This window comes from Pseudomonas sp. GW822-FHT04C11, assembly GCF_058800905.1.
The window spans coordinates 109,197-127,817 of record NZ_JBXAMS010000007.1; the positions used below are offsets into that span (position 1 = coordinate 109,197).

The 18,621-nt window shown below is 57.5% G+C and carries 18 protein-coding genes; all 18 read left to right on the top strand.

The annotated features are described in order from the left end of the window. Nucleotides 1–35 precede the first annotated feature (35 nt). The 18 genes from atpE to AC1RJ3_RS13785 all read left to right on the top strand — a co-directional run bounded on the left by atpE (nt 36) and on the right by AC1RJ3_RS13785 (nt 18,600). Nucleotides 36–293: a F0F1 ATP synthase subunit C gene (gene atpE, locus AC1RJ3_RS13700; RefSeq protein ID WP_019694395.1), complete on the top strand. Its 258-nt coding sequence runs from the start codon at nt 36–38 to the stop codon at nt 291–293. A 58-nt stretch (nt 294–351) separates the two neighbouring features. Then, complete coding sequence (locus tag AC1RJ3_RS13705) at nt 352–822, top strand: F0F1 ATP synthase subunit B (protein ID WP_054594855.1); 471 nt, start codon at nt 352–354, stop codon at nt 820–822. Between the two features lie 12 nt (nt 823–834). Next, on the top strand, nt 835–1,371 hold the full coding sequence (locus tag AC1RJ3_RS13710) for a F0F1 ATP synthase subunit delta (RefSeq protein ID WP_054594854.1): 537 nt from the start codon (nt 835–837) through the stop codon (nt 1,369–1,371). Between the two features lie 21 nt (nt 1,372–1,392). After that, nucleotides 1,393–2,937: a F0F1 ATP synthase subunit alpha gene (gene atpA, locus AC1RJ3_RS13715; protein ID WP_054594853.1), complete on the top strand. Its 1,545-nt coding sequence runs from the start codon at nt 1,393–1,395 to the stop codon at nt 2,935–2,937. Nucleotides 2,938–2,987: 50 nt separating this feature from the next. After that, the gene (atpG, locus tag AC1RJ3_RS13720; protein ID WP_054594852.1) at nt 2,988–3,848 is read left to right on the top strand and encodes a F0F1 ATP synthase subunit gamma; all 861 of its coding nucleotides are present in this window, start codon (nt 2,988–2,990) and stop codon (nt 3,846–3,848) included. A gap of 27 nt (nt 3,849–3,875) precedes the next feature. Beyond that, nucleotides 3,876–5,255: a F0F1 ATP synthase subunit beta gene (atpD, locus tag AC1RJ3_RS13725; RefSeq protein ID WP_019694391.1), complete on the top strand. Its 1,380-nt coding sequence runs from the start codon at nt 3,876–3,878 to the stop codon at nt 5,253–5,255. A gap of 45 nt (nt 5,256–5,300) precedes the next feature. Then, complete coding sequence (locus AC1RJ3_RS13730; RefSeq protein WP_054594851.1) at nt 5,301–5,726, top strand: F0F1 ATP synthase subunit epsilon; 426 nt, start codon at nt 5,301–5,303, stop codon at nt 5,724–5,726. Nucleotides 5,727–5,843: 117 nt separating this feature from the next. Then, nucleotides 5,844–7,211 carry a bifunctional UDP-N-acetylglucosamine diphosphorylase/glucosamine-1-phosphate N-acetyltransferase GlmU gene (gene glmU, locus AC1RJ3_RS13735; protein ID WP_493079268.1) on the top strand — a complete coding sequence of 456 codons (1,368 nt, stop codon included), beginning with the start codon at nt 5,844–5,846 and terminating at the stop codon, nt 7,209–7,211. 213 nt (nt 7,212–7,424) lie between these two features. Next, nucleotides 7,425–8,201: a DeoR/GlpR family DNA-binding transcription regulator gene (locus AC1RJ3_RS13740; protein WP_493079269.1), complete on the top strand. Its 777-nt coding sequence runs from the start codon at nt 7,425–7,427 to the stop codon at nt 8,199–8,201. Between the two features lies 1 nt (nt 8,202). Beyond that, on the top strand, nt 8,203–10,035 hold the full coding sequence (glmS, locus tag AC1RJ3_RS13745) for a glutamine--fructose-6-phosphate transaminase (isomerizing) (protein WP_493079270.1): 1,833 nt from the start codon (nt 8,203–8,205) through the stop codon (nt 10,033–10,035). A gap of 528 nt (nt 10,036–10,563) precedes the next feature. After that, nucleotides 10,564–11,571: a 3-oxoacyl-[acyl-carrier-protein] synthase III C-terminal domain-containing protein gene (locus tag AC1RJ3_RS13750; protein ID WP_493079271.1), complete on the top strand. Its 1,008-nt coding sequence runs from the start codon at nt 10,564–10,566 to the stop codon at nt 11,569–11,571. Beyond that, nucleotides 11,568–12,584 carry an NAD-dependent epimerase/dehydratase family protein gene (locus AC1RJ3_RS13755; protein WP_493079272.1) on the top strand — a complete coding sequence of 339 codons (1,017 nt, stop codon included), beginning with the start codon at nt 11,568–11,570 and terminating at the stop codon, nt 12,582–12,584. The genes AC1RJ3_RS13750 and AC1RJ3_RS13755 overlap by 4 nt, the downstream gene beginning before the upstream one ends. Beyond that, nucleotides 12,577–13,383, top strand: a complete 807-nt coding sequence (locus tag AC1RJ3_RS13760) for an MBL fold metallo-hydrolase (RefSeq protein WP_054594845.1) — start codon at nt 12,577–12,579, stop codon at nt 13,381–13,383. Before AC1RJ3_RS13755 ends, AC1RJ3_RS13760 begins: the two co-directional genes overlap by 8 nt. After that, nucleotides 13,380–14,663 (top strand): F390 synthetase-related protein, encoded by a 1,284-nt coding sequence (locus tag AC1RJ3_RS13765; protein ID WP_054594844.1) that lies wholly within the window; start codon nt 13,380–13,382, stop codon nt 14,661–14,663. Before AC1RJ3_RS13760 ends, AC1RJ3_RS13765 begins: the two co-directional genes overlap by 4 nt. Then, the gene (locus AC1RJ3_RS13770) at nt 14,660–15,277 is read left to right on the top strand and encodes a phosphatase PAP2 family protein (protein ID WP_493079273.1); all 618 of its coding nucleotides are present in this window, start codon (nt 14,660–14,662) and stop codon (nt 15,275–15,277) included. The genes AC1RJ3_RS13765 and AC1RJ3_RS13770 overlap by 4 nt, the downstream gene beginning before the upstream one ends. Then, on the top strand, nt 15,277–16,416 hold the full coding sequence (locus tag AC1RJ3_RS13775; protein ID WP_493079274.1) for a sterol desaturase family protein: 1,140 nt from the start codon (nt 15,277–15,279) through the stop codon (nt 16,414–16,416). Before AC1RJ3_RS13770 ends, AC1RJ3_RS13775 begins: the two co-directional genes overlap by 1 nt. After that, nucleotides 16,409–17,515: a fatty acid desaturase family protein gene (locus AC1RJ3_RS13780; RefSeq protein WP_493079275.1), complete on the top strand. Its 1,107-nt coding sequence runs from the start codon at nt 16,409–16,411 to the stop codon at nt 17,513–17,515. Before AC1RJ3_RS13775 ends, AC1RJ3_RS13780 begins: the two co-directional genes overlap by 8 nt. After that, entirely contained in the window at nt 17,515–18,600 is a 1,086-nt protein-coding gene (locus tag AC1RJ3_RS13785; RefSeq protein WP_493079276.1) for a fatty acid desaturase family protein, read from the top strand. The genes AC1RJ3_RS13780 and AC1RJ3_RS13785 overlap by 1 nt, the downstream gene beginning before the upstream one ends. Nucleotides 18,601–18,621 lie beyond the last annotated feature (21 nt).

An 18,621-nucleotide genomic window follows, 5' to 3' on the forward strand; every position in this document is an offset into this window, starting at 1 on the left:
ACCTAAACCATACGACGTAAAAGTCGGGAGGAAAGATGGAAACTGTAGTTGGTCTAACCGCTATCGCTGTTGCACTGTTGATCGGCCTGGGCGCACTGGGTACCGCAATTGGTTTCGGCCTGTTGGGTGGCAAGTTCCTGGAAGGCGCAGCGCGTCAGCCAGAAATGGTTCCAATGCTGCAAGTTAAAATGTTCATCGTTGCCGGTCTGCTCGACGCCGTAACCATGATCGGCGTTGGTATCGCTCTGTTCTTCACCTTCGCGAACCCTTTCGTTGGTCAACTCGCTCACTAATCACTCGGATTTTCGAGTTGAGCAAGTCTGATGGACAACGAACGAGCGAGGTGTTGGCGTGAACATTAATGCAACCCTGATTGGCCAGTCCGTTGCGTTCTTCATTTTTGTACTGTTTTGCATGAAGTTCGTGTGGCCTCCGGTCATCGCGGCTTTGCACGAACGTCAGAAGAAGATCGCGGATGGACTGGACGCTGCCGCCCGAGCAGCTCGCGACCTGGAATTGGCCCAAGATAAAGCGGGTCAACAACTGCGCGAAGCTAAAGCTCAGGCAGCCGAAATCATTGAGCAAGCCAAGAAGCGCGGTAATCAGATCGTCGAAGAGGCTGTTGATAAAGCCCGTGTCGACGCTGAACGTGTGAAATTGCAGGCTCAGGCCGAGATCGAACAGGAACTGAACAGTGTCAAAGACGCGCTGCGTGCCCAACTGGGTGCACTGGCCGTTGGCGGCGCCGAGAAGATCCTGGGTGCCACAATCGATCAAAACGCGCACGCGGAGCTGGTAAACAAACTGGCTGCTGAAATTTAAGCGAGGGCGATCATGGCAGAACTGACCACGTTGGCCCGACCTTACGCTAAGGCAGCCTTCGAGCATGCCCAGGCCCACCAGCAACTGGCCTCTTGGTCAGCCATGCTCGGCCTGGCTGCAGCAGTGTCGCAAGACGACACCATGCAGCGCGTGCTCAAGGCCCCGCGACTGACGAGCGCAGACAAGGCCGCCACGTTTATTGACGTGTGCGGCGACAAGTTTGATGCCAAGGCACAGAACTTCATCAACGTCGTTGCCGAAAACGACCGTCTCCCGCTTTTGCCGGAGATATCCGCTCTGTTCGACCTGTACAAGGCCGAACAAGAGAAGTCGGTAGACGTTGAAGTGACCAGTGCTTTCGCGTTGAACCAAGAACAGCAAGACAAACTCGCCAAGGTTCTCAGTGCACGACTCAACCGGGAAGTGCGCCTGCAAGTCGAGGAAGACAAATCCCTGATAGGGGGCATTGTCATCCGCGCCGGCGACCTGGTTATCGATGGCTCGGTTCGCGGCAAACTCGCGAACCTTGCCGAAGCATTGAAATCTTGAGTTTGAAGGGGCAGCAGAGCAATGCAGCAACTCAATCCTTCCGAAATAAGTGAAATTATCAAGGGCCGCATCGAAAAGCTCGATGTGACCTCCCAAGCCCGTAACGAAGGCACTGTCGTCAGCGTATCTGACGGCATCGTGCGGATTCACGGTCTGGCCGACGTAATGTACGGCGAGATGATCGAGTTTCCGGGCGGCGTCTACGGTATGGCCCTCAACCTGGAGCAAGACTCTGTAGGTGCCGTTGTATTGGGCTCTTACCAGACTCTGGCTGAAGGCATGAGCGCCAAGTGCACTGGCCGCATCCTTGAAGTTCCTGTTGGTAAGGAACTGCTGGGTCGCGTAGTCGACGCACTGGGTAACCCAGTTGACGGTAAAGGTCCGCTGAACAACACCGAGACCGATGCGGTCGAGAAAGTTGCTCCAGGCGTGATCTGGCGTAAGTCGGTAGACCAGCCTGTACAGACTGGCTACAAGGCTGTTGACGCCATGATCCCTGTCGGCCGTGGCCAGCGTGAGCTGATCATCGGTGACCGTCAGATCGGTAAAACCGCTCTGGCGATCGACGCGATCATCAACCAGAAAGACAGCGGCATCTTCTGCGTCTACGTAGCGATCGGTCAGAAACAATCGACCATCGCCAACGTGGTTCGCAAGCTGGAAGAAAACGGCGCCTTGGCTAACACCATCGTCGTAGCTGCCAGTGCTTCGGAATCGGCTGCACTGCAATTCCTGGCACCGTACTCCGGTTGCACCATGGGCGAATATTTCCGCGACCGCGGTGAAGACGCGCTGATCGTTTATGACGATCTGTCCAAGCAAGCAGTGGCTTACCGCCAGATTTCCCTGCTGCTGCGCCGTCCACCAGGCCGTGAAGCCTACCCAGGCGACGTGTTCTATCTCCACTCCCGTCTGCTGGAGCGCGCATCCCGCGTTTCGGAAGAGTACGTAGAGAAGTTCACCAACGGTGCCGTGACTGGCAAGACCGGTTCCTTGACCGCTCTGCCAATCATTGAAACCCAGGCTGGCGACGTTTCCGCGTTCGTTCCGACCAACGTGATTTCGATCACCGACGGTCAGATCTTCCTGGAATCGGCCATGTTCAACTCCGGGATCCGTCCTGCAGTGAACGCCGGTGTTTCGGTATCCCGTGTGGGTGGTGCCGCTCAGACCAAGATCATCAAGAAGCTTTCCGGTGGTATCCGTACCGCTCTGGCTCAGTACCGTGAACTGGCTGCATTCGCCCAGTTCGCTTCTGACCTGGACGAAGCCACTCGCAAGCAGCTTGAGCACGGTCAGCGCGTTACCGAGCTGATGAAGCAGAAGCAATATGCGCCGATGTCCATTGCCGACATGTCGTTGTCCCTGTATGCCGCTGAACGTGGCTTCCTGGTAGACATCGAGATTCCAAAAATCGGTAGCTTCGAGCAGGCGATGATTGCTTACTTCAACCGCGATCACGCCGAATTGATGGCGAAGATCAACGTGAAGGGTGACTTCAATGACGAAATCGACGCTGGCCTGAAAGCCGGTATCGAGAAGTTCAAGGCCACCCAAACCTGGTAAGCCGCAGCGGGGGCCGAGAGGCTCCCGCTTGCTAACCTGATAGGTGTTACATGGCAGGCGCAAAAGAGATTCGCAGTAAGATTGCGAGCATCAAAAGCACGCAAAAAATTACCAGCGCCATGGAAAAAGTGGCGGTCAGCAAAATGCGCAAGGCACAAATGCGCATGTCGGCTAGCCGTCCTTACGCGGAGCGCATCCGCCAGGTTATTGGTCATCTGGCCAACGCTAACCCGGAATATCGCCACCCGTTCATGATCGAGCGCGCTATCAAGCGCGTTGGTTATGTCGTCGTGAGCAGTGACCGTGGTCTGTGTGGTGGCTTGAACACCAACCTGTTCAAGGCTTTGGTCAAGGACATGGCGGTAAACCGCGAACAAGGCGTCGAGATCGATCTGTGCGTGATTGGTAGCAAAGGTGCGGCTTTCTTCCGCAACTTCGGCGGTAACGTCGTTGCAGCTATCAGCCACCTGGGTGAAGAGCCGTCGATCAATGATCTGATCGGCAGCGTCAAGGTGATGCTGGATGCCTACCTGGACGGCCGTATTGACCGCCTGTGCGTGGTGTCCAACAAGTTCATCAACACCATGACGCAACAGCCTACCGTGGAGCAGTTGATTCCACTGGTGGCGACCCCGGATCAAGAACTCAAGCACCACTGGGACTATCTCTACGAACCGGATGCCAAGGAGCTGCTTGACGGCTTGATGGTCCGCTACGTGGAGTCGCAGGTCTACCAGGCGGTGGTCGAGAACAACGCAGCTGAACAAGCGGCGCGGATGATCGCAATGAAGAACGCTACCGACAACGCCGGTGACTTGATCAGCGATTTGCAGCTGATCTACAACAAGGCGCGTCAGGCTGCGATCACCCAAGAGATCTCGGAAATCGTCGGCGGCGCTGCCGCGGTTTAACGGTTCAAATATTCAGAGGATCCAGCTATGAGTAGCGGACGTATCGTTCAAATCATCGGCGCCGTTATCGACGTGGAATTTCCACGCGACAGCGTACCGAGCATCTACAACGCGCTGGAAGTACAAAGCGCGGCCGGAACTACGCTTGAAGTTCAGCAGCAGCTGGGCGACGGCGTGGTTCGTACCATTGCGATGGGCTCCACCGAGGGCTTGAAGCGTGGTCTGGAAGTCAAGGACTCCGGCGCAGCCATCTCCGTACCGGTCGGTAAAGCGACCCTGGGCCGGATCATGGACGTACTGGGTAACCCGATCGACGAAGCTGGCCCGATTGACACCGAAGAACGCTGGGGCATTCACCGTCCTGCGCCGTCCTTCGCTGAACAAGCTGGCGGCAACGACCTGCTGGAAACCGGCATCAAGGTTATCGACCTGGTTTGCCCGTTCGCCAAAGGCGGTAAAGTCGGTCTGTTTGGTGGTGCCGGTGTAGGCAAAACCGTAAACATGATGGAACTGATCCGTAACATCGCCATCGAGCACAGCGGTTATTCCGTGTTCGCCGGTGTGGGTGAGCGTACTCGTGAGGGTAACGACTTCTACCACGAGATGAAGGACTCCAACGTTCTGGACAAAGTGGCACTGGTTTACGGTCAGATGAACGAGCCGCCGGGAAACCGTCTGCGCGTAGCACTGACCGGCCTGACCATGGCCGAGAAGTTCCGTGACGAAGGTAACGACGTTCTGCTGTTCGTCGACAACATCTATCGTTACACCCTGGCCGGTACTGAAGTATCCGCACTGCTGGGCCGTATGCCTTCTGCAGTAGGTTACCAGCCGACCCTGGCTGAAGAGATGGGCACTCTGCAAGAGCGCATCACTTCCACCAAAAACGGTTCGATCACCTCGATCCAAGCGGTATACGTACCTGCGGATGACTTGACTGACCCGTCGCCAGCGACCACCTTCGCCCACTTGGACGCCACCGTCGTTCTGTCCCGTGACATCGCTTCCCTGGGTATCTACCCAGCGGTAGATCCACTGGATTCGACTTCGCGTCAGCTGGACCCGAACGTGATCGGTCAGGACCACTACGACACCGCTCGCGGCGTTCAGTATGTTCTGCAGCGTTACAAAGAACTGAAGGACATCATTGCGATCCTGGGTATGGACGAGCTGTCGGAAACCGACAAGCAGTTGGTATCCCGCGCTCGTAAGATCCAGCGCTTCTTGTCGCAGCCGTTCTTCGTGGCTGAAGTCTTCACTGGTGCATCGGGTAAATACGTTTCCCTGAAAGACACCATTGCTGGCTTCAAAGGCATCCTCAACGGTGACTACGACCACCTGCCAGAACAAGCGTTCTACATGGTCGGCGGCATCGAAGAAGCGATCGAGAAAGCCAAGAAACTGTAATCCCGGCGCCCGGCGACGGGCGCTAATTTAGGTTGAGGCAAGCAGATGGCTATGACAGTCCATTGCGACATCGTCAGTGCGGAAGGGGAAATCTTCTCTGGTCTGGTCGAGATGGTGATTGCGCACGGTGAGCTGGGTGATCTTGGTATCGCTCTGGGTCACGCTCCGCTGATCACTAATCTGAAACCAGGTCCGATCCGCTTGATCAAGCAGGGCGGGGAAGCCGAGGTGTTTTACATCTCCGGTGGTTTCCTCGAGGTTCAGCCGAACATGGTCAAGGTGCTTGCCGACACTGTGCAACGTGCTGCCGACCTGGACGAAGCCTCCGCTCAGCTAGCCGTTCAGGCTGCTGAGAAGGCCTTGCATGAAAGAGGCGCCGAGTTCGACTACGGTTCCGCTGCCGCTCGTCTGGCCGAGGCGACAGCTCAGCTGCGCACCGTCCAGCAGATCCGCAAGAAGTTCGGCGGCTGATAAGCCTCCCGCTTGTTGTGTGATTGATTAAAAAGGGTAGCCTCGGCTACCCTTTTTCTTTTTCTGCAAATTACCTCTTGGTCGCAGCCGCTGACCTCCCAGGATTGGTTGCCAGTCATGTCTCTAGAAATCGTTATTCTCGCTGCCGGTCAAGGCACTCGCATGCGTTCGGCACTGCCAAAGGTGCTTCACCCGGTTGCGGGAAATTCCATGCTTGGCCATGTTATCCACAGCGCCCGCCAACTTGATCCACAGCGCATTCACGTGGTGATCGGTCATGGTGCCGACGTGGTACGCGAGCGTCTGGCAGCAGATGACTTGAACTTCGTGTTGCAGGACCAGCAACTTGGCACAGGTCACGCCGTGGCCCAGGCCGTGCCGTTCATTACCGCCGATACCGTATTGATCCTTTACGGTGACGTGCCGCTGATCGAAGTCCCGACCCTGCAACGCCTGCTCAAGCTTGTGGCGCCACTGCAGATGGGTCTGTTGACCGTCGAACTCGATGACCCGACGGGTTATGGCCGTATCGTGCGCAACGCTGATGGGCGCGTGACCGCTATCGTCGAGCACAAGGATGCCAGTGAAGCCGAGCGTATGATCACTGAAGGCAACACCGGCATTATGGCGGTGCCGGCCAGTCATCTGGGGGACTGGATGAGCCGGCTCTCCAACAACAATGTGCAGGGCGAGTATTACCTGACCGACGTGATTGCCATGGCAGTCAGCGACGGTCTGGTGGTGGACACCGAGCAGCCTCACGACGCGATGGAAGTGCAGGGCGCCAACGACCGCAAACAGCTCGCAGAGCTGGAGCGTCATTATCAGTTGCGCGAAGGCCGTCGTCTGATGGCCCAGGGCGTGACGTTGCGCGATCCGGCGCGTTTTGATGTGCGCGGTGAAGTGACTGTCGGCCGCGATGTGCTGATCGACATCAACGTGATTCTCGAAGGTCGTGTGGTCATCGAAGACGACGTGGTCATTGGTCCGAACTGCGTGATCAAGGACAGCACCCTGCGCAAGGGCGTGGTCATCAAGGCCAACAGCCACATCGAAGGCGCGGATTTGGGCGAGGGTAGCGATGCCGGTCCGTTCGCGCGCTTGCGTCCGGGCACGGTGCTGGAAGCCCGCGCCCATGTGGGTAACTTCGTCGAACTGAAGAATGCCCATCTGGGTGAGGGCGCCAAGGCCGGCCACTTGACCTACCTGGGTGATGCCGAAGTCGGCGCGCGCACCAACATTGGCGCCGGCACCATCACCTGCAACTATGATGGCGTCAACAAGTGGAAGACCGTCCTGGGTGAAGACGTATTCATTGGCTCCAACAACTCGTTGGTAGCGCCTGTGGATATCCTGGACGGCGCGACCACTGCGGCAGGTTCGACGATTACCTCGACTGTGGATAAGTCCCAGCTGGCCGTTGGTCGGGCTCGACAGAAGAATATCGATGGCTGGAAGCGTCCGGTGAAAGTCCAGAAGAGCTGAGTTATCCACAGATCGTTCGGGCCGTGTATCTGTGGCGCTGGTGAGATAGCCATCGCGGGCAAGCCTTGCTCCTACAGACGGTGAGATCCGTAGGAGCAAGGCTTGCCCGCGATGCTTTTATCCACAGATCTTTTTTCGTGTGCCGGCTTGACGAGGTTTCGCCGATAGGTTTTGATTGCTTTCGTTATCTTTCGAATCGAAACTTACCAGCTCATGTCAAAGCGCAATACACCACAACGTCGCCATAATATCCTTGCCTTGCTGACTGAGCAGGGCGAAGTCAGTGTGGATGAATTGGCCAAGCGTTTTGAAACCTCGGAAGTTACAATTCGCAAAGATCTGGCGGCGCTTGAAAGCAATGGCTTGTTGTTACGCCGATACGGCGGCGCGATCACCATGCCCCAAGAGTTGGTCAATGACCCGAGCCAATCCGTTTCCCTGTACAAACAAGCCATTGCCCAAGCCGCGGTGGCGCGGATTCGTGAGCATGCGCGGATCATTATCGACAGTGGCAGCACCACGGCGGCAATGATTCCACAACTTGGCCAACAGCCGGGCCTGGTGGTCATGACCAATTCGTTGTACGTCGCCAATGCGTTGGGTGAACTTGAACATGAACCGGTGCTGTTGATGACCGGTGGAACCTGGGACCCGCATTCCGAGTCATTCCAGGGGCAGGTCGCCGAGCAGGTCCTGCGCTCGTACGATTTTGATCAGTTGTTCATCGGTGCCGATGGCATTGATCTGCTACGAGGTACCACGACCTTTAATGAATTGCTCGGTCTAAGCCGAGTGATGGCCGACGTGGCCCGTGAAGTGATCGTGATGGTCGAATCCGACAAGATCGGCCGCAAGATTCCAAACCTGGAGCTGCCATGGAGCAGCATCCATACCCTTATTACCGATGATCGCCTGCCGCAAGAGGCTCGTGATCAGATTCAGGCCCGCGGCATTAACGTGATATGCGCGGCAATCAGCCAGGAGAAATAGCATGTGTGGAATTGTCGGCGCAGTCGCGGAACGTAATATCACCGCTATTTTGCTCGAAGGTCTGAAGCGCCTCGAATACCGCGGCTACGACAGCGCCGGCGTGGCGGTTTACACCAACGCTGAAAAACTTGAGCGCATGCGTCGCCCGGGTAAGGTCAGCGAACTTGAACAGGCCCTGGCGCAAGAACCGCTGGTTGGCCGTCTCGGTATCGCCCACACCCGTTGGGCCACTCACGGTGCGCCGTGCGAGCGTAACGCTCACCCGCATTTCTCCGGCGATCTGGCGGTGGTGCACAACGGCATCATCGAAAACCATGAAGCCCTGCGTGAGCAGCTCAAGGCACTGGGTTACGTGTTCACCTCGGACACCGATACTGAAGTCATTGCCCACCTGCTGAACCACAAACTCAAAGACCTCCCCGACCTGACCGTTGCCCTCAAGGCCACCGTCAAGGAGTTGCACGGCGCTTACGGCCTGGCCGTTATCAGCGCGCAGCAACCGGATCGTCTGGTCGCCGCTCGCAGTGGTAGCCCGTTGGTGATCGGCCTGGGTCTGGGCGAGAACTTTCTCGCCTCCGACCAACTGGCACTGCGTCAGGTCACTGACCGTTTCATGTACCTGGAAGAAGGCGACATCGCCGAGATCCGCCGTGACAGTGTGCAGATCTGGGATATCGACGGCAATGTTGTCGAGCGTGACGCGGTGCAGTACCGCGATAACACCGAATCTGCCGAGAAGGGCGAGTTCCGTCACTACATGCTCAAGGAGATCCACGAGCAACCGTCGGTAGTGCAACGCACTCTTGAAGGCCGTCTTGGCCCGAATCAGGTGTTGGTCCAAGCGTTCGGCCCACAAGCCGCCGAGCTGTTTGCCAAGGTCCGCAATGTGCAGATCGTCGCCTGCGGCACCAGTTACCACGCCGGTATGGTTGCACGTTACTGGCTGGAAGAACTGGCCGGGATCCCATGCCAGGTCGAAGTCGCCAGCGAATTCCGCTATCGCAAAGTGGTCGTGCAGCCAGATTCGTTGTTCGTGACCATCTCCCAGTCGGGTGAAACGGCTGACACCCTGGCGGCACTGCGCAATGCAAAAGAGTTGGGTTTCCTTGCCAGCCTGGCGATCTGCAACGTCGGCATCAGTTCCCTGGTGCGTGAGTCCGACCTGACGCTGCTGACCCAGGCCGGTCGCGAAATCGGTGTGGCGTCAACCAAAGCCTTCACCACTCAGTTGGTGGGCCTGTTGCTGTTGACTCTGTCGCTGGGTCAGGTGCGTGGCACCTTGGCTGAAGGCGTGGAAGCGACACTGGTCGAAGAGCTTCGCCGTTTGCCTGCGCGCCTGGGTGAAGCGTTGGCCATGGACAGCACTGTGGAGAAAGTCGCCGAGCTGTTTGCCGACAAGAAACACACGCTGTTCCTGGGTCGTGGCGCACAGTACCCGGTGGCGATGGAAGGCTCGCTGAAGCTCAAAGAAATCTCCTACATCCACGCTGAAGCCTACCCGGCCGGCGAGCTCAAGCATGGCCCGTTGGCGCTGGTCGACGACGACATGCCTGTAGTGACAGTGGCACCGAACAACGAACTGTTGGAGAAATTGAAATCCAACCTGCAGGAAGTTCGTGCCCGTGGCGGCCAGCTGATTGTGTTTGCTGACGAAAAAGCCGGCATGAGCAATGGCGAAGGCACGCATGTGGTCAACATGCCGCACATCCACGACATCCTGTCGCCGATCCTCTACACCATTCCGCTGCAACTGCTCTCGTACTACGTCGCTGTGCTTAAAGGTACTGACGTCGACCAACCGCGTAACCTGGCAAAATCGGTGACGGTGGAGTAAGTCATTGCGGCGATCAGGAGCTCGTGGTTTTCAATAAATCACACTGACATAGAATAATTAACGTCTGACACAGTAGTCATTAAGTACGACACAATGAAAACCCTTTAAATAAAAAGGGTTTTCATTTTTTGGTCTCGCCGCTCATCAGGTTTCCGTCGCGCTGAGTACGATGTAATACTTTTCCGAAAACGTCATAGACATTCGAGAACAGTTCCCACACTTTTCCGTGTCTGCACTTGAGGTAATCGTCTCTCCTTGGCTGACTAAGCTCCTTCGTTTTTATAAATACCCGCTGTCTCCTCAACAACTAACAAGCGCTCACACCATGGATGGAATCGATATGCTGGCTGGGGTCTTTTTCGTGGGTTCTAGTGGTCTGTGCGCTGCGCGCCGAGTGGGTTATCCACCGCGGTGCCCTGAGCAAGACCTCGCCGAATGCCGGTTTTTCCTCCCTGCGCAGTAACAACTTCGGTGCCGATGTCTGTCGGCCTTCCGTCCTTCATTGCTGAATTCAAGGTCGAATATTTAATGAAGTCACCGTTTTCATCGCCCGCATTGCTTCCCCTCAAGATCATCGCCACCGGCGTGGCGCTACCGCCCAATCGCGTCGATTCGGTCGACCTTGATCGGTTGTTGAACAAGCCTGCGGGCTATGTCGAGAAGCGTTCGGGCATTATCTATCGCTATCATGCCTCGGATGATGCCAGCCAGGCAGAGCTGGCGGCAGCCGCTCTTCACGACGCCCTGGACCGCCAGGGTATCGACGCCGCATCAATCGACTTGCTGATCTCGGCTTCGGCGATTTCCGTGCAGGCATTGCCGTGCACGGCGGTGCACATCCTAAAGGTCTCCCAGCTGGCGCCCGGCACCCCTGGTTTCGACATCAATAGCAGCTGTGTGAGCTTTATCTCGGCGCTACAGGTCGCCGCAGGGCTGTTAAATGCCGGCACCTACCGACGCATTGCGATCGTGTCGGCCGACCTGGCGTCACGCGGGATCGACTGGGACGATGAAGAATCCTCACTGATTTTCGGCGACGGTGCAGCGTGCGCCATCGTTGAACGGGGCGATGGCACCAGTGGGATCCTCGCCAGCCTGGTTGAAACCCACCCCCAAGGCAGCGGACTCTGTGAGATACGGGCGGGCGGCACACGACGCAATCCGCGCGCAGGTATGACCGATAGCGACTTCCTGTTCCAGATGCGCGGCAAGCAATTGTTCAGGCAAGCCTCGGCGTTGATCGAGGACTACCTGGCTCGTCTGTTGGGGGCGAGCGGGTTGACCCTGGAACAAATCGCCACGGTGGTGCCGCATCAGGCCAGCCATCTGTCGCTGGAGCATATGCGTCGACGCCTGAATGTCTCTTCCAGCGTGTTGGTGGATATCTACCGCTATCACGGCAACCAGGTGGCCGCATCGATCCCCACGGCATTGCACGCGGCGGTCACCAGTGGACGGTTTAATCGCGCCGAGCCGGCTATGCTCATCGGCACAGCGGCTGGTTTATCCTTGGCCGGCATGGTCCTGCTGCCATGAAGGTACTGCTGACCGGCGCCACCAGCGGGCTTGGGCGAAACGCAGCACAGTGGCTGCTCGACGCCGGTCATGCGGTGCATGCCACCGGTCGCGACACCCAGGTTGGTAACGCCCTGCGTGAGCTGGGCGCCGACTTTACGGCGTTGGATTTAACCCATGCAAGCCTTGAGCAATGCCAGCCATTGATGAGCGGGTGTGATGCGGTCTGGCACTGCGCCGCGAAGTCTTCGCCGTGGGGTCGCCGGGAAGATTTCTACCAGGCGAACGTGGTTGCCACGCAAAAACTGGCTGAGTCAGCAGGGCGTGCCGGTGTTCGGCGTTTTGTTCATATCTCCACGCCCTCGATCTACTTTGATTTCCAGCATCATCATGAAATCGTCGAGAGCTACCGCGCCCCACGGTTTGCCAACCATTACGCCGCCAGCAAGTACGCGGCGGAGCAGGGCATCCAGGCGCTGGTGCCGCGCTATCCGGAAACCACCTACGTAATCTTGCGGCCCCGTGGCCTGTTCGGCCCACATGATCGGGTGATCCTGCCCAGGGTGCTGAGCCGGCTTGAGCACGATCGCGGCGTGTTGCGCCTTCCCGGCGGCGGCAAAGCGCTGTTGGACCTGACCTTTGTGCTCAACGTGGTGCACGCCATGGACCTGGCGAGCCGCAGCAACCCTTTGCCTTCCGGGGCGGCCTACAACATCACCAACCACCAGCCGATGCGCTTGGCTGACATGCTGCATCTTTTGCTCCATGGACAGTTGGGCCTGCGCTATCAGTTGCAGGCGATTCCCTACCCGCTCTTGCACGCACTGGCCGGCGGGCTGGAGCTACTGAGCTGCGCTACGGGCAAAGAGCCGCAACTGACGCGCTACAGCGTCGCCGCGTTGAATTTCGATATGACGCTCAGCCAGGTGCGCGCCACTGAGGAACTGGGATACTCGCCACGCTACACGATGGAGCAGGGGATCGAGCAAACAGGTGCCTGGTTCAGGCAACAGGGGGCGGCGGCTCATGGCTAAAGTCACCCAATTCGAGGTGGGCTACTGCACCCATATCGCCTGCATGGCACAACGCGGGGCCGGTCTGCGCGTGTGTAAGTTCCCGGCCCGGGCGTATCTGCTGGAGGTCGGCAGTCGTCGCTGGCTATGGGATACCGGCTACTCGACGCATTTCCAGGAGCAGACGCAGTCCGGCCTCTTTCGTGTGTACCGTCAGGTCACTCCGGTGTACTTCGACCCACGCGAGTCATTGCTCGAGCAACTGCGCAGCGCAGGCTTGGCGGGCAATGACATCGAGGGGCTGATCCTTTCGCATTTTCATGCCGACCATATTGCCGGGCTGCGCGATTTCAGCCAGCCCAATTTCATCTGCTCGGGCCAGGGTTGGCAACAAACCCGGACACTGCGTGGGTTTGCGGCGCTGAAGCAGGCCTTCATTCCCGGCTTGATCCCGGAGAGTTTTGAAGCACGACTGCAGTTTATGGAGAGTTTTGCACGGGTGGGCTTGTCTGAGCAGTTGGCGCCTTTCGATCACGGCTTTGAACTGCCGGGAAGTGAGGGGCAGATCTTCCTGGTGCCTTTGCCAGGCCATGCGGCGGGGCATATCGGCGCATTCATTCTCACCGACGAAGGCTGGACGTTGTTGGCCAGTGACGCCGGATGGTCTGCCCAGAGCTATCAAACCTTGCGCGGACCCTCGGTATTGGCCAATTTGCTGATGGATGATTCCCGCGTCTATTACGACACGCTCCGCCGACTGAACCAGCTGTGGGCGGCCGGTCATGTCGACATCCGTCTGTGTCATGAGGGCGACCTATGATCCCGGTGAAGACCCTCTGGCACTACTTTCGTACCCAACGTTTGAGCTTCACCGATCGCGCGGTGCTGCAAGCCTATCAGGCAAAACAGCTGAAGCGCTTCGCTCGACGGGTCCTTGCACAGAGTCCCTATTTTCGCCCTTACAGCACGCTGTCGGTGACCGAGTGGCCGCTGATGGATAAGGCGCTGATGATGGCGCAGTTCGACCAGATGAACACCGCCCAATTGCAGCGCGATCAGTTACTGGCGTGTGCCCGACGCAGCGAAACCGAACGCGACTTCACCCCCACGGTCGGCGCCTACAGTGTTGGGTTGTCGTCTGGCACGTCGGGGCAGCGCGGTGTGTTTGTCGTCAGTGAGCGGGAGCAACAGGTCTGGGCCGGTGGCATGCTGGCAAAGATGCTGCCCGAAGGTATTTTTGCCGGTGAACGCGTCGCGCTATTTTTACGTGCGGACAACAACCTCTACCACAGCGTGAACAACCGCTGGCTGAGCCTGGAGTTCTACGATCTGTTTGCGCCTTTCCCGGCGCAACTGCCGCGCTTGCAGCAGCAGGCACCGACGATCATTGTCGCGCCGGCCCAGGTGTTGAGGGCGCTTGCGCTCGCGGTCCTCGATCAGCAACTGGCCCTCAACGTCAAGAAAGTGATCTCGGTAGCCGAAGTCCTGGACATGCATGATCGACGGATACTGGAGCAGGTGTTTCCTGACATCGGTGAGGTGTATCAGGCCACCGAGGGTTTTCTGGCAGCTTCATGTTCCCATGGCACGCTGCATTTGAATGAAGAGTTTCTCTACATCGAGCCACAGTGGATCGATGAGCATCGCTTTACGCCGTTGATCACCGATTTCACCCGTAGCACACAACCCATCGTGCGCTACCGGCTCGATGATGTACTGGTCAGGAAGGCCACCCCATGCCCGTGCGGGCAAGCGACCATGGCCATTGAACGGATAGAAGGTCGATGCGATGACCAGTTGTTGTTGCTCAATCGCCAGGGGACGCCGCAGGTGATATTTGCCGATCTGTGCACGCGGGCCATTGCCAACGCGTTGCCGCTGACCAGTGATTACCGGTTGATTCAACAGGCCGAACATCGTTTACAGCTCGTTGCCGACTGTTCACAACAGGAGTTGGCACAGTGTCACGCGCAACTCGTGGCAGTGCTCGAGCAACAGGGGATCGCCACCGAACCACTGGAGTGGCAACTGACGGTACAGGCCGTGATGCCAGCGTTCGATCAGAAAAGACGACGAATCATTCGGCAGATGAATCCATGATCAAGGCAATCTTTCCAAGGTTGTGGCACATGCTGTTGGGTTGGGGATCTGTGGGGGTTGTTTACAACCTCACTGACCGTCTTCAAGACGCGGGGACTGTCATCTCGCCCTCATTGATTGATCGCCTGATCACATTCAGCCCGCACGCCATTTGGTTGTACCTGTCGTTCTTCATCATGATTGCGTTGGCTTACCTGCTTGCCCCGCTTGATCGGGTTAAATGGTTGGCCAGGGCCATGCAACTGACTGCGATAGGGGCGGGGGTCGTTTATGTGTTGTGGCCGACGACCATGGTCTATCCGCTCGATCACGGCACCACCCTCAGTTCTGAAGTGTTGAGTGCATTAACACGGTTCGACTCAAAGCAAAATTGCTTACCGTCATTGCACATGGCACTGACGGTGCTGGCCGTATGGGCAGTTGGCGATGAAAGGCACAAAGTGAGAACGGTGTTGTTCATCCTATGGGCTGTGGCGATTGCCTTTTCGATCCTGCAGTTACGCCGACACCTGTTGATTGACCTGGTCAGCGGTACGTTGTTGGCACTGGTGGCTGGATGGCTGGTGCGGTGTGTTGGTTTGATTCGCTATCGTGCGGTCAAAGGAGTGGCGTGATGATTGATCTGGCGTTCCCCATCCTGTTCATGTTGCTGGTGGTGATTGGCGAGATGCTGGTCGTGCAGTGGCGCCAGCGTGACGTGGTCAACTGGCATGACGTGATGTTCAACCTGAACTCCGGCCATCTCATGCTGTGGTTGTTCCGTGGGCTGGAAATCACCTGTTACGGCTATGTCGCCAGCCGCTTCAGCCTCTCGCTGTTTGAGTCATGGCCACCGGTGCTGACTTGGGTATTTGCACTGTTTGCCTGGGACTTCGGTTTTTATTGGTTGCACCGGGCGCATCACTACTTGCGTGTGCTGTGGGCGGTGCACGTGGTTCATCATCAGGGCGAGCATTTCAATCTGTCATTGGGGGTACGCAACTCTTGGTACTCGTCACTGACCTCCATTCCATTCTTTATGCTGTTGGCTGTGCTGGGCGTACCGTTGTCGGTGTTTGTCACGGTGTCCATCCTGCATTACACAATTCAACTGTTTAATCACAGTGCATTGATGCCCAAGTTGGGAGTCCTGGAGTCGGTGTTCGTCACGCCTGCCCATCATCGGGTACATCACGTCAAAGACATGGCCTACTCGAACAAGAACTTTGGCGGCAGTTTCATCTTCTGGGACAAACTGTTCGGCACGTTTTGTCCCAGCCTGCCGCAAGTGCCGTTCGACTATGGCGTGGATGGCGCCAAACCGTCTGCAAACCCATTCTGGGCGAGCAATCTGCCGTTGTTGCGCTACATGCACATGCCGGTGAGCGTGTCCGATGAAGGCGGACGCTGGCGTTGCTCGAACCTGACCGTTTTCAGTGGTGCGCTGCTGGTGTTTGTCGGGGTGATTGCCTATGTCTATGAATATGGCTACGGCTACACCAACGTTCATTGGCCGCAAGTCGCGCTGTTCACCTTGTTGGCGCTGGGACCGGTGGCGCTGGCGGGCATGGTGCAAGGGCGCGCCTGGAGCGTAATGGGGTGGCTGGCAATTTCATTGGGGCTGCCAATGCTGTTTCTCGGGCTGCTGAGGTGGTCACAGGGGTATTGGCAGGTCGTGCTTGTCTCGCTTGGGGTGCACGGAGTAGCGGTGCTGTGGTCTTGCACCCGGCGGCGATCCGACGCTGCGCCTGCGGTGGAGCAATCTCATGGCTGAGTCGCTCAGGCCCCTGGTCTTTCCCGCCGATGGCGAGCAGGCCTTTCATCAAGCACTCAAGCGCGCGGCTCGCGCCTATCTGGCGGATGACCACCGTTATGCCGATGGTTGGCTGCTCGCCAGGGCCTTGGTGTTGCTGGTGTTGTGCGCGGGGTTCTACGCCGTGAGCCTGATGCAGCACAACGCGTGGGCGTTTGTCGGTTGCTACTTCCTGTTTGTGATGATGGGAATGCTGTTAAACGTGGTGGTCAATCATGACGCCTCTCACAACGTCTTCTTCCGTGCACCTTGGGCCAACCGCCTGGTAGGGCGCTTGGTCACGCTGCCGTTGGGTGTGGATCCGGATTACTGGCGGGTGCGCCATGTCGATTTTCACCACGTCTACGCCAACGTCGAACATTACGACCTGGATACGGAAGAGAACGGCATCTTCCGACAGACTCCGTTCCAGCGTTGGCGTGCACACATGCGCTATCAACACCTTTACTGGCCGGTGATCGCGGCGTTGTCGCTGCCCTATGTCGCCTGGATATTTGACTGGTCGGATCGATTAGGAAAAACGCCACTCAAGTCAAAAGACGTGTTGCCGGGCCGCTGGGGCTGGACGCTGTTTGTCGTCAGCAAGGTTACCCATTTGCTATTGGTGCTGGGGGTGCCGTTGGCTGTTTGTCAGCTCAATGGCATCAGTGGGTCGACGGTGCTGCTGGCGTATGCCGTGAGCCAGATGTGTGCGTCGTTGTTGGTGGTTTACTTGCTGCTTGGTACGCATTGGGCACAGGCGCAGTTTTATCGTGCGCCTGATATGGCGGTGATGCCCCATGGCTGGTATCGACATAATTTCTCTACGGCTTGCGACTGGCTGACCACGCCGCCCTGGCTGCGCCATTTCACCGGTGGGCTGAATTACCATTTGACCCATCATCTGTTCCCCGGTTGGAGTCATCGTCATTACCCCGCGCTGGCGGCGATCATTGAACAGTTGGCGGTGCAACACGGCATGGACTATCGCTGTATTGGCTATCGCGAACTGCTGAGGCAACAGCAACAGTTCCTGCGCCAGATGGGGCAGGAGACGTCCATGGACAAGGTGCCCCAATAATGAAACCGCTAGCATTCCAGCGCGATGACGCTGATGTGCATAAAGCGCTGATGCGGGCGGCCAGCGACTATCTGGCGGCGCACCATGATCATCGTTTCGCCGATACCTGGATGATCGCCAAGCTACTGGTGCTGGTGCTGCTATGTACCGGGTTTTACGGCATGAGCCTGGAGCAGTCCACAGGGTGGGCTTACTGCGGTTATTACTTCGGCTTCATTTTTACGGCCATGTTTATCACGGTCAACGTGGTCCATGATGCGTCCCATGATGCGTTTTTCAAACGACGCTGGGCCAATCGCTGGCTCAATTGCCTGGTCAGCATACCGCTGGGTCTTGATCCTGATTGTTGGCGAGTGCGGCACGTTATTTTTCATCACTGGCACAATAACGTTGAGGGCTACGACCTCGATATTGAGCCCAATGGTGTTCTACGCCAGACCCCATTCCAGCGCTGGAAGCCCTTTATGCGAGTGCAGCGCTTTTACTGGCCACTGGTTGCGGCCATGACCTTCCCTTATTACATTTTTCTGTTCGACTGGTTGGACCGGGCGGGGCAAACGCCGGTGACCAGGCGAATGGCGCAACACGGCGTGCGCGGCTGGAGTGTGTTTGTGTTTGGCAAAGGCACGCACCTGGTATTGGCGCTGTTGATCCCGCTCCGGGTTTTGCCAGCGACCATCAGCGCGCTCGACATCGTGCTGGTTTACCTGGGCAGTCAAATGCTCTCCTCGTTGCTGTTCGTGATGCTGATCATCGGTACTCATTGGGCAAAGGCGAAGTTTTACCAGGCGCCGGAAAGTGGCGTATTACCTCACGGCCGGTATCGCCATGTGTTTTCTACCACCATCGACTGGCAGACAACGCCGCGCTGGCTGGGGTATTGGCTCGGCGGGGCCAACCTGCACCTGACACACCATCTGTTCCCGCACTGGAGCCACCGGCATTATCCGGCCTTAAGCCAGCTCATCAGCGAGGTTGCTCCACGTTTCGGCCTTGAGTACCAGCGTATCGGTCCCAGTGAAATGCTGAGGCTCCAACAGCGGTTCCTCAGTGCGATGGGCGCGAACAAAGGGGCGGATGTTTAAACGTGAAGGACCTTCAGCCTT